The organism is Nocardia sp. NPDC049707 (assembly GCF_040674855.1).
GTDB lineage: Bacteria > Actinomycetota > Actinomycetes > Mycobacteriales > Mycobacteriaceae > Nocardia.
Map to the genome: position 1 here is coordinate 1 of NZ_JBFANN010000089.1, position 11,338 is coordinate 11,338.

10 protein-coding genes are annotated in these 11,338 nt (G+C 63.1%); 4 read left to right on the forward strand and 6 right to left on the reverse strand.

The features are described 5' to 3' along the window. Positions 1-365 precede the first annotated feature (365 nt). From AB0J29_RS36340 to AB0J29_RS36360, 5 genes are all read right to left on the reverse strand, one after another. Positions 366-719, reverse strand: coding sequence for a hypothetical protein (locus tag AB0J29_RS36340; RefSeq protein ID WP_364795693.1), 354 nt, complete (start codon positions 717-719; stop codon positions 366-368). Between the two features lie 80 nt (positions 720-799). Continuing rightward, complete coding sequence (locus AB0J29_RS36345) at positions 800-1,159, reverse strand: hypothetical protein (RefSeq protein ID WP_364795696.1); 360 nt, start codon at positions 1,157-1,159, stop codon at positions 800-802. A 37-nt stretch (positions 1,160-1,196) separates the two neighbouring features. Beyond that, positions 1,197-1,538, reverse strand: a complete 342-nt coding sequence (locus tag AB0J29_RS36350) for a hypothetical protein (protein WP_364795698.1) — start codon at positions 1,536-1,538, stop codon at positions 1,197-1,199. 117 nt (positions 1,539-1,655) lie between these two features. Further along, the gene (locus AB0J29_RS36355) at positions 1,656-2,330 is read right to left on the reverse strand and encodes a hypothetical protein (protein ID WP_364795700.1); all 675 of its coding nucleotides are present in this window, start codon (positions 2,328-2,330) and stop codon (positions 1,656-1,658) included. Positions 2,331-2,405: 75 nt separating this feature from the next. Then, complete coding sequence (locus AB0J29_RS36360) at positions 2,406-3,098, reverse strand: hypothetical protein (RefSeq protein WP_364795703.1); 693 nt, start codon at positions 3,096-3,098, stop codon at positions 2,406-2,408. Positions 3,099-3,440: 342 nt separating this feature from the next. Between AB0J29_RS36360 and AB0J29_RS36365 the strand changes: the two genes are divergently transcribed. Genes AB0J29_RS36365 through AB0J29_RS36375 form a run of 3 tightly spaced genes read left to right on the forward strand, consistent with a single transcriptional unit; the run spans position 3,441 to position 7,071 of the window. Then, positions 3,441-5,336, forward strand: coding sequence for a hypothetical protein (locus AB0J29_RS36365; RefSeq protein WP_364795705.1), 1,896 nt, complete (start codon positions 3,441-3,443; stop codon positions 5,334-5,336). Positions 5,337-5,383: 47 nt separating this feature from the next. Next, the gene (locus AB0J29_RS36370) at positions 5,384-6,580 is read left to right on the forward strand and encodes a hypothetical protein (protein ID WP_364795707.1); all 1,197 of its coding nucleotides are present in this window, start codon (positions 5,384-5,386) and stop codon (positions 6,578-6,580) included. Next, positions 6,577-7,071: a hypothetical protein gene (locus tag AB0J29_RS36375; RefSeq protein WP_364795710.1), complete on the forward strand. Its 495-nt coding sequence runs from the start codon at positions 6,577-6,579 to the stop codon at positions 7,069-7,071. Before AB0J29_RS36370 ends, AB0J29_RS36375 begins: the two co-directional genes overlap by 4 nt. Before the next feature lie 53 nt (positions 7,072-7,124). On the opposite strand, the gene AB0J29_RS36380 is transcribed toward AB0J29_RS36375, so the two are convergent. Continuing rightward, positions 7,125-7,454 carry a transposase gene (locus AB0J29_RS36380; protein WP_364795713.1) on the reverse strand — a complete coding sequence of 110 codons (330 nt, stop codon included), beginning with the start codon at positions 7,452-7,454 and terminating at the stop codon, positions 7,125-7,127. A 922-nt stretch (positions 7,455-8,376) separates the two neighbouring features. Between AB0J29_RS36380 and AB0J29_RS36385 the strand changes: the two genes are divergently transcribed. Then, positions 8,377-10,980 (forward strand): NB-ARC domain-containing protein, encoded by a 2,604-nt coding sequence (locus AB0J29_RS36385; protein WP_364795711.1) that lies wholly within the window; start codon positions 8,377-8,379, stop codon positions 10,978-10,980. The last annotated feature ends 358 nt before the right edge of the window (positions 10,981-11,338 follow it).

Consider the following 11,338-nt stretch of genomic DNA (forward strand, 5'->3'; position numbering starts at 1 on the left):
AACAGACACCTCCCGACGCTGCCGAACCGCCTCCAAGATCCGCAGACGCAAACGCGGCAACCCCAGCGAATCGGGCGCACCCACCTGACCGACGCATGGCCCGGCAACAGCGGATCATCGCAGCCCGCGAGATCGTGACCGAATACCCGTACGGTGAAAACGATCCGGAGCGAAATCCGGAGAGGTTCGACGACGACATCGTGTACTTCGCGGTGGCCCGCCTCGACCGCCCCTGCACCGACAGGCTATTGGCTCAGCTCGCGAATCCGCGATGGCCGCACGAGATTCGGGCCGCCATCGCGACACTGATACCCGGACATTACCCCGAAGGCAAGCGGCGGCGCTCGAGGTCTGAAGCCTCGGCTTCACGCCTCCGGGATCGTCCGCCGCACCTGCGCGCCGCCGTCGGAATCTGTTGTCTCGAACGCATTCGCGGCGGCTGTCGAATTATCGCCCGTAGCGTTTCGGCTATCACCCACTTTGGTGTAGCCGATTCCGCGCTCGATGATGTATCGACTGGCGAACACCCGGTACGCGTTGGCAGCCTTGCCGTACCGAGATTCGAACTCGGCCTCCCATTCAGGATCTCCCTCGGCCCGCGCATAGGCGGGAGCGCTGGCGGCGCGGTTGGCGTCACCCAATCTGCGCAGCTCCTCCGGATCTTGAGCGAATTTCTCGACCATATCGACGAACTCTCCATTCTCAACGGTTCTCCCCATTTCATGTATCCCATCGTTGGGACCGAGGACTTGGGGAAATGGGCTGAATGCCGACGCAGCAGCACATGCACGGCTTCCGCCTACGCGTAATCAGAGTCTCGCGCGAACTCGGTCTTCTCCATAAGGTCGTACGCGGCCTCGGTTGGCAGCTCCAACAAGTCGGCCAGATCCGGTGGCCCGCCGTTGAACAGCAGCTCCGCACGACGACCGACCCGAGACTTCACATGGGCCAGCCGGGCCAGCCGCAGCACCTCGGCCGCGAGCCAACCGTCGTCGGCGCGCTCGAGCACATCATCGCCGAGATACAGGCCGACGATCGTGCCGGCGCGATCGCACGCCACGCCAACCGAATAGTCGGGGTTGAACACCTCGTAGATCGAATTGTGCCAACCGCGCGCTGCTTCCGCCTCGGCGTCTTCCGACGTATCCAGATCTGTCACGGTGTCACTCCTGGGCATCCTCGACCGGGCCGGCGAGTCACGGTTGCGGCCATGGCACTTTCGGCAGGGTCGTCTCCTGAACAACGATCCTGTGCTGCCGCAGGGCGTCGAAAGTACTGTCCCGAATCGCCGCCATGATGTCGGATACCAGCTCCGCACTGCTCGCGGCGCCGACGATAGTCCCGGGAGCGATGTAGAGATCGGTGAGTCTGCCCATCCCGTCCACCTCCGGTATCACGCGCGAACTGGGTGAGGGGCGGCGGGCACGGATCCGGTCGATCTTTTCCAGCATGTCATCGATGGTGTTCGCCACCGCTCGACCGGATTGCACCGCCGAGATCGTATCGGGATGCATATCGCGAGGCCAGATGTCCGCCACGATCACTACTCCCCCGACAGCAGAGGCATCGAACTCGGATTCACTTTGGCGCCCAGCTCATTTCGCATGCCGCCTCCTTCAATGATGTCGGTCTTCGCGCTCATGTCTTCCTGCCACTCAGATCTGCCGCGGTATGACCGGCGGAGGGCCGGCTTGTCGCGGTGTGCTCACGGTCGGCGGTGACGCCACAGCGGTTCCACGGTCGGCATTGGAGCCGACATCAATCCCCGCCGGGTGAAAGTAGCCCGAGAAGTTCCCATACTTTTCGGTCAGCGGAGGACTGTTGGGATCCAAGAGAATGAGTTGACCTCCATCGAGGATATGCAGGCCATTCTGATTGTTGATGATCAACGCACTGTGTTTCTCCCACTGCACGACATCGCCGGTCTTCAGCTGGGCGACGTCATTGACGGTTGCCCACGGATGGTTCGGTGTGGACTCGCCCGGCGTTCCCGAATATGCCGCCACCGCATCGATGGCGGTATTTTGCTGCTGCTTCTGCAAAGCATCGGCGACCGTCGACGACACCTGCACGGTCGAATCGTCCGGAAGTTTGTAGTCCACCATTGCGCCGGGTGTCGTGATCGGAGGCGGAGAACCCGCGTAGCCCGGCGCGGTGACGCCTGGAGTAGCAGCCTGCGCGGCGGGCTCGGTATTCGTCGCTTGGGTGGCGCGGTTCCGCTCCCGGGACCGTTCTCGCTCCTCGCGCGAATCCCGCTCGTCGTGGCCTCTGTCATCGCCTGGCTGGGAACGGAATTGGTTACTCTGCGCCAGAGCGCTCATCATAGCCATCGGTCCCATCAAGTCGGCCATGTTGTTGCCCGGGTTAGCCGCTGGCGTGGCATTAGCCGCTGGCGTGGCATGCGCTCAGCAGGGAACCGAGGTCCGGGTTCGTGGCATTGTCACCGGTTCCACTGGCCAGGGTGGGGTGCTATCGACCGAACCGGTGGTGTTCTTGGGCGTGCCGAGCAGATCATCGAATGTGGAACCGAAATCCTCGTTCGTGCTCGCCGGAGTCGTGCTCAGCGGCTGGGCGGCTGTGACCTGAGTCGAATTCGGAGCACCGGTGGACCCGCCGTTGCCCCCGCTATCGCCACTGTGATCATTGGCCGACTGGTTATTTTCGGAGCCCGAACCAGAACCGGAACCCGAATTCTGGGGCGGAGCTGGATTCTGTCTCGTTAGAACGTACTGCACCGATCCTTTGCTGTCATCATCTGGATCATCCCAATTCTTCGTCCACGCCTCACCCTTATGCAAATCGCTATTGGAATCGGATATGTTGGCAATCTCTTTGTCATCATCGTTATGGAGTTCGAGCCTGGTTTCCTCGCCATCGCCTTTTTCGTATTCGAATCTGATCCGGGTAGCCGAGCCATCTTTAGGGCTGAATCGATCGACCCGGTTTCCAGTGGGTACATGCTGAATGACCATTTGGCCATGCTCCATACCCAACCTGTACTGCCCATTCGGCGAGTAAAGCCATTCCCCCTGCCGAATTAAATCTTCCCGATTCAGGATTCCGGTCGTACTGTCTTCAAGCGGACCGCTCTTAGCCATCAGCCCAAACTCCCATCACGGGTGTGATCCGTCCGCCCCAGTCTGGCAAATCGCACACCGCAACAAGCTTTCCAATAGCGGGAACTCTGTTAACACCTCTAGATATCGGATCACGCTGTCTCCGATGCAATGAACCTACTTAAGTATATTTCGGTGCAAATATACTGATGCGCAGTTCCAATGGTCGCTGTCACAATCCCAGCTGACGTGAGAGGCAGCAGTACAACAATTGTGATGAACACGCGACGGCGGATTCAGCCGTCGCGCGACGGATTTACGAATTAGTCCGTTCCGCAGCGGCGGAGCTGACCAGGGAACAAGCGTGTTATCGGGTGCATTGTTATGACTCTGACGATTCCGGAGGCATTTCCGAAGTGGCTGGTCGAGGCCGTGGCAGGGTACTGGCCGGATTGCGATGAGGACGCGCTGCGCCGCGAAGGTGACCACTGGAAGGCGGCTGCCGACAGCTGCCGCCAACTCGGCAAACGGCACAATGTGGCCGCCGCAACGGAAAAGGCGGCCCTACACGGCTACAGCGCCGACACGAAAGCGACCAGGAATGTGCAGCTCGGCGACGATCTGTGCAACCATGCCGAGTACTTCGACTCCATGGCCGAGCAGTGCCACAAGAAGGCCAACGACTGCGAATTCACCAAGCTGCAAGTGATCGGAACCGGACTCGCGCTGCTGGCACAGCTGGCGGCGGATGCCCTGATGTCCGCACCGGGCGTCATCAAGGCGGCCGAGGACCGGGCAGCGGCCGAGGCGTCCTGGGCCGCGAGCGCACGCCGGTACTACGGCAGCATCAAAAAGGTCGGGCTGGAGTGTGCCACCAAACGCAAAGGTTTGCCGCTGGCCAAAGCCACCGCCATCGGGTTCGCACTCGGTGCCGGCACCGCCGCCGAGGTCAATGCCGGTGCCCAGTTCTACCAGAAGGAGATATTGCATCACCGCGACAAGATGGAGTGGGACCTGGTCCAAGACGCCGCGATCATCGGTGGCGTCGGCGGCGGCATCGGAGCACGCTTCGCATCGCGATTCGCACCCGGGATCAACAAGTTCCTCGGCAAGGTCGCCGGGAAATCGGAATCCAACATCGTCCGCTACAGCACGCACGTCACCGCCGGCGTGCTGATCGGTGGCGTCGGCGGCTTGGCGGGAGCGATCAGCGGTGCGGGCGCGGGGATAGTTGTGACCGGGCATATCCCGGACTCCGACGAACTGCGAGCCGCAGTGATCCAAGGTCTCGTCGGCGGCTTCGTCGGCTCGGCCACCATCTTCGCCCGCCCCCTGCCACCCGGGATGGGAGTCCAGGCCAAAACCGACACCTCGAACACGAATACCTCCACCACACCACCGAGCACCCAACCCAGCGGTAGCGGCACACACTCAGGTACCACACCACCCCCCGACGCCCCACCACGCGGCGCCACACCACCGGGCGGCTCTGATCCCGCACCCCGCATCCCTCGCGAACCCACACCACCCGAACCCGGCACACCACGCAACGGCCAAGGCGACGACACACGCCGACCCGCAGACGACCCCAACGACGGACCCCTACCCGACCCACCGCCCACCAATACACCCGAGCCCGACAGACCCCAACCCGAACCCACACGGCCGAAACCCGACGAGCCGAAGCAACCCCCACAGGTACCCCAGAGGGCGAAGCCACACCACCCGACAACAAACCCGAACCCACACCGTCAAAACCCGACAAACCAGAGCAACCCCCACAGATACCCCCAGAGGGCGAAGCCACACCACCCGAACCCGGCACACGACGCAACGGCCAAGGCGACGACACACGCCGACCCGCAGACGACCCCAACGACGGACCCCTACCCGACCCACCGCCCACCAATACACCCGAGCCCGACAGACCCCAACCCGAACCCACACGGCCGAAACCCGACAAACCAGAGCAACCCCCACAGATACCCCCAGAGGGCGAAGCCACACCACCCGACAACCAAGGCGACGGCGACGCATCCAAGCCCGGAAAGCCCGGCACACACGACGGCCAGGACTCCGACGCCGCCCGGCCCGACACCAAACCTGGCACCACACCACGACATCCCCCGGGGGAGGAACCACCGGATACAGCCGCACCGGGCGAAGGCGTGGAGGACGGAGGTCGTTCCGCGCCCGAGTCCACCCCCGACGGCTCTCCAGCCCATCCCACGGGGCCCGAAGGCATCGATTCCGGTGGCAACAATGTGCCGCCGCACATAAAGCGTCTGGATGAGGCTCTAGAGCACCAACGCCCCATAGATCATCCATTGACCGACGAGCTCCCCCCGCCACCACGACCGGACGGCACCGAACCGGATCCGGCCGTCAGCTTGTACCAGAGACACTCGGGCCAGGACGATCCCGCGAACGTCCCCGACGTAGTCGACGGCATGCATGCGATGACCGACGACTGGGCCAGCCGCAACCAGGCCGCAGCCGCCGTGCATCTGGGGAGAGCTCTATTCGAAGCGCACGTCTACCTCGGGCCCGGCGGCGAGATCACGGCCACGAAGACCGGCCCGGTTGGCAACCGAGTCCTGCGAGTCGAGGTGTCGCGACCCGACATCCCGCCGGCATCGAACGGCCAAGCGAGAACCGAGATACCACCACACGCACAGCGCCTCATCGAACAGAAGCTCCAGGCTTTCGCACATCGATACGGCATCGAGGAAGGCCCCGGCGGCCAGAAATCCTACTGGTTCGAAATAGACGAGGCCGGTCCGGCTTTCAACCCGAGGGCCCTCGAAGAAGGGCACGGCACCAGGCCCGAAGAAACGGCTCCACCCGCCCAGGAGAAAGCCTCTTCAGCGCGACGCGCGGAAGAGGAAGCCCGCGCACGCGTAGAAGAGGAGTCCCCGCCGCCGGAGCCCGAGCTGGCGCCCCCCATGAATACCGATCCGGGGAAGGGCGAGGCGATAGGAGAGCCAGCGGCCACCGATACCGGTGCGAAGGGCGGGCGGGAGCCTCGGCCGAGCGAGTGGCCCTACACCAACCCTCCGAATATGCGCACGGTTCCGCCCGGGACCCCGCTTGATCTGTACTCCCTCAATCCCAATATGAAGTACCTCTGGGTGGTCGACGCCGAGGGGAACTTCAAGTTCGCACCGGAGCTGCAGAACAGCTCCGACTTCATGAAGCCGCTGCCGCCGGATCAACCGTTCTATATCAAGCACGGTGACCTTCAGCCCGGCGAGGGTGGCACCGCACGTGGTCCAGCACGAGCGGGGGGCGAGCTGTACAACGTTCGCAATGCTGATGGCACGCCCAGCGACATATGGTGCATCAACAACGACTCGAGCTACACTTTCCGCCGAGTTGATGAGAGCGGGCAGCCACTTCCGTGGGCACCCGCCGGAAGCCTCGAAGCCGTCCGCCAGCATCTGATCGACGGCGGCGCCCCTGGAGAAATACTCGTGACGAAAGATGTCCTAGCCGCCATGCGGCTGAACCGAGGTGTGCCATGACCGAGAAGCCCGCTGATCTCGGCAGAGCCGCCGAAGCACTTCTCGACTCCAGCTCACACGCCTATGCCGAGCTTGATCCGTCCGAGATCAGGGAGGGCATCGTCGGCCTGCTCGCCGCCCAGGAATCCGCTTATCTCGAGTACGACATGCTCGAGATCGATCTCGCGCTGGTACGAGCCCTCCTTCTCGAAACCGCCGACCTCGACGTTCGCCTCCTCGAATGGCTCACTGAGCAGCCCTCGACAGCACGACTGGGCGTGACCTGCCGAGCCCTATGGCAGTTGTGGTCCCCGGCCAATCCACATCCGCCTATCGACCCGGCTACGGTGCAGCGCCTGATCGCTGCCGCCGAGCAGGTCGACATCGGCACCAACGAGGCCGGCCCATATCACGCCGCACTGGAATTCGCCGCCCACCAGGTCGACGACCCCGCCACTCTGGCGGCCATCGACCACGAGGTCGTTCACCTGGCCACGGCGGACCCAGAGTGAACCGAATTACACTGCCTTCTGGGGTGATTGGGTGGGCCCGAGAGGCCGAAGTATCACCCTGATCGGAACGGCCGCAAAACGGCAATTTGCGGCAGAACAGGTTTCGGGCGATATACGACGTGGCACGATGCGTGGGCGCGACCGAGGCGACTCCGCAATTTATCTGCGGTAGTCCGGCCGTACTGGCGCCGCCAGTTGTACAGCGTTGCCGCCGACACCCTCAGCTCCGCAGCGATCTCCTCACCCGACTCACCAATGCCGACAAGTTCAAAGCGATACTGGAGACCAGGTCCGCGAACGCGCGCGAATTCATGCGGCTGGTGAACGCGGACGAGGATCTCGCGCAGTTGAAAGGCGTGGAACGGTGGCTGCCGGACGGCGATCCGTCGGTCCGAGGTCGTCCGGTTCTATATGCCTGCGCCGCACCGAACTTACTTACGTATATTTCGACATCAACATACGGATGCGCAGCGCCGTTGGTGCCCGCCACAATCCCACTGATACATGCGACGTCAGGTGGGCAAAGTGAGAGTAGTGCGACGCTATCGGTGCAGATTTCAGGTGACGGCTTCGATAGATGTGTCATTGAACCACGCTGGGGTTGAGGCGGGGCACAACCATGATTGACCCTCAGCATCCGATGCGGGATCTCCAGACCCATGTGGACATAGATCCGAATACGGTCACCCTGTTACACCCCGAGGGCGAGAACGATGTGGTGCACGAGGCCGTCAACGCCGCTCAACGAGCATTTCAAGATAGCGTTGATTTATTCGGCCCCCTCGGCAGTACACCGCCCCACCGCTCGACAATGACATGCTCTTACTCATCCTGAACAATCCTCATCTGGCCGATGGGAAAGTAGGCACAGGATCAGCGAATCGACGGCCAGGGTCGCTGGATGGGTTGCCGAATGCCGGAGGCTCAACAGAATGGCGGCTCCGACCATCGTTTCTCCCGCGCCTACGTCGTCCGCACCGCCGACTGATCCGGCCCACCATCGAGTGCCCACACGATGACGACGACTCACTCGCACCCACCAGCACACATAGCCGTCCAGGACATGGCATTCCGGCCCTATGTCCGGTGTCTGCGCGCGACGCACGCGGTTGGATCGACAATGCATGGACTGTCACTCACCGAGGCCGCGCAAGCGGGGTTCGCGGATCGCTCCCACCTGAATCAAGCGTGCCACCTGACGCTGGGCATCATACCGAATGTCCGCACATCCGGATTTCCACATCACGCTCGAGTCGTAGCAGGTTTTTCAAGTCGGCATCGAAAGTCATAGGTAGCTTACGTCCAATGTGCTCGGTATTCATTTGCCACAATCCCCAGGCCGCTGCCGCCGACTGCCCCGTCGCGGTCCATCGGCGCGGCGATCTTTCCGCCGCGGTTTCTGGATTCGTCGGCCGACACACGGAATTACAGCAGGTTGAAACGTTGCTGTCGGCCGGGGAGGCGCGGCTCATCACCTTGGTCGGCCCCGGCGGCATCGGCAAGACGACGCTGGCAGCCGAGGCGCTGCTTCGCTTCCGGATCGTCTCGAACCGGAGGGTTTGCTGGGCCCGGCTCGCGCGGCTGGCGCCGGACGCGGATACCGACTCGGTGGCCGAAGAGGTGATGCGATCGGTCGCACGGGGCGATGTCACCGGGCAGCCCGCCTGGGAGGGCATGGTGGATGCGCTGGTCGGGAACGATGCGATGGATACGCGCCAGACCGTGCTGGTGCTGGACAAATGCGAACATGTGCTCTCCGGCGTGGCCCATCTGGTCGCGGTGCTACTGAGTTCGGTTCCTGGGCTGACGATCACCGCGACGAGCCGGGAACCGATCGGCTGGATCGATGAGCACATCGTGACCGTGCCGCCACTGCCGGTGGACCAGGCAGTCGACTTATTTCGCCAGCGTGCCGAACTTATCGGACGGTCGATTCCCGATGATCATGAACAACCCACGATCGCCGAACAGATCTGCCGGCACGTGGACAATAATCCCCTGTTCATTCGGCTGGCAGCCGCGCGATTACGGCATCAACCACCTGCGATCGTATTGCGGGAGCTCACCGGCGATGTCGATGACATTCGCATGCACTGGTCACATGGTGCCAGGGCCGGGGTGGAGGACCGCCATCGCAGCGTGCACGATGCGATTGCCTGGTCGTACCTGCTGTGCACCGAACGCGAACAACTTCTGCTCGATCGAATATCGGTATTCGCGACCGCCTCCGACACCGATGGCGCCGATATACCGAGTGGTGGCGCCGAAGCCGACGCCATCCGGGCGGTCTGTGCCGATCAATCCTTGCCCGCGGGAGATATCGACAGACTGTTGGAGCGTCTCGTCGAACGGTCGTTGGTATCTACGCACATTTCCTCGACCACGGTCCGATACTTTCTGCTCGAGAGCGTACGGGTGTTCGCCAGAGACCGTTTGCGTCGCCGCGACGACGACCTGGACGAAACACGGCTGCTGGCTCGGCACCGGCGCTACTACCGTGACAAAGTCGTTGCGGGACAAGAAATCTGGCTCGGCCCGGAGGAGCGGATCTGGTTCTCTTGGGTGAACTCCGCCTGGGAGAACATTCTGATCGGCATCGAAACTAGTTTCGATGAGCCCACCGAGATTGTTGTCGGCCTCGAGACGGTCGCGGTTCTCATGGCATGGCTGGTCCCGTTTTTCGGGGTCGCCAATCGCGCCGCTACGTCATTGGCCGAACGCGCGCTACGCGCCATTCGGCACATCGACCCGGCATCGACTCGGCTCCGGGTCGATGCGACCGCGCTGATGGCCTGGAATGCGATATGGCAGGGCGAGATAGCCGACGCCGCGCAACTCCTGGACGAATGCGTAGCCCATTGTGTGTCCGACCTCGAATTGCGTAGGACGTGGCGTGATACGCCAACCGCCGATATCGGTCTGCCCGCTGCGGTGGAGTTCTCCTGGGGAATCGAGTTGATGTGTGAGCTGCATCCGGCCGCTGCCGACGTGTTGTCGCGTGCGCGCCGGAAGTTCGCCGATGCGGGCGACCGGGCGGGCGAGCAGCGCAGCGAGCTGTTCGAAGGACTGGCCTGTGCGGTCACCGGGGACCCCGAGCGAGCCGTACGCACTGCCCGGCGACATCTCGATCGTGCCATCGCTGCGCAGGCATGCTGGTCGCTGGATTGGGCGGAGGTGGTGTGGCTGTATGCGATATGTGTGCACGGGGAGATCAACGAGGCGATGCGGGCGGGCCAGACCGCGCTCAAGCAGTTCTTTACCAAGGGAGATACCTTTTCGGCGCTGTGGTTTATCCCTTTCAACTTGATCGCACTGGGTCATACCGTCACCCGTCAGCTCGCATCCGGCGACGGCGACCCCGCCCAACTGTGGCAAGCGGCCACCGAGATTGCGCATATGTGCGGCATGAGCGCCGTGCTGCACCGTGCACACGGCATCGCACCGACGAAATTGAATTGGTTCGGCCAAGAGTTCGAGCTGGCCGCTGCCGTCGCGACCAAGGTGCTCGGCGAAGATGCCTTCGCAGCCGCTATGCAGCGTGGCGAAGCGCTACGGCCGGAGTTCGACGAATTGCGGAAATTCCTGCTGGATGCGGGTGCTATCTACCAGTCGCCGTCCACCGTGCGCCGCGGTGGCGCCGATCCCTCGCGGTGGCATGAACTCTCCCGCGCGGAGCGAGAAGTCGCGGTTCTCGCGGCCGCGGGCTGGGCCAACAGCGCGATCGCGGCCCGCCGGGGCAGTTCGATCCGCACCGTCGATGCTCAGGTCGCGGCCGTCCTGCGGAAACTGCTGATAGCGAACAGGTTGGACATCATCGGACATGTTCCTGCCGAGCTGGAGGACCGAATCGCGGTCGAAGCCGGCCAACGCCCGCGTCGTTCCCGCAACCGCTCGACGCCAAATCCTTGACCACACGGTCGGGTACGAGCGGCCCCCACCGTACGCGACGCACCCAAAAGCTCCGATGCCGATGAAGTTCCGCTATCGAGACGCACTGCTTCACATTCCATCGCATTAGTCCATCTGTTGCCTGTGCAACAGTGAATTACTGCGGGACCGAACGGATCCGATGCCGAGCGCACCCAGCCCTCGGGAACCGGACGTGGTCGAGGAGCCCGCCGCGGTCGTTCATGAGGACGACGACTACTACGACTGACGCGGTGGTCCCGCGCTGATCGTCGGACGCCGAGCAGCCGTGGTGCCGCTGGGCGTGCGCGGCGCGTCCACGAACAACGGATGATCGACGATCTGCCCATGAGCGTAGACC

Bases quoted from the DNA above. Each gene is read 5' to 3' on its own strand.
- AB0J29_RS36340 (WP_364795693.1), bottom strand. From the start codon at position 719: ATGGGGAGAACCGTTGAGAATGGAGAGTTCGTCGATATGGTCGAGAAA.
- AB0J29_RS36385 (WP_364795711.1), top strand. From the start codon at position 8,377: ATGTGCTCGGTATTCATTTGCCACAATCCCCAGGCCGCTGCCGCCGAC.
- AB0J29_RS36355 (WP_364795700.1), bottom strand. From the start codon at position 2,330: ATGGCTATGATGAGCGCTCTGGCGCAGAGTAACCAATTCCGTTCCCAG.
- AB0J29_RS36375 (WP_364795710.1), top strand. From the start codon at position 6,577: ATGACCGAGAAGCCCGCTGATCTCGGCAGAGCCGCCGAAGCACTTCTC.
- AB0J29_RS36365 (WP_364795705.1), top strand. From the start codon at position 3,441: ATGACTCTGACGATTCCGGAGGCATTTCCGAAGTGGCTGGTCGAGGCC.
- AB0J29_RS36360 (WP_364795703.1), bottom strand. From the start codon at position 3,098: ATGGCTAAGAGCGGTCCGCTTGAAGACAGTACGACCGGAATCCTGAAT.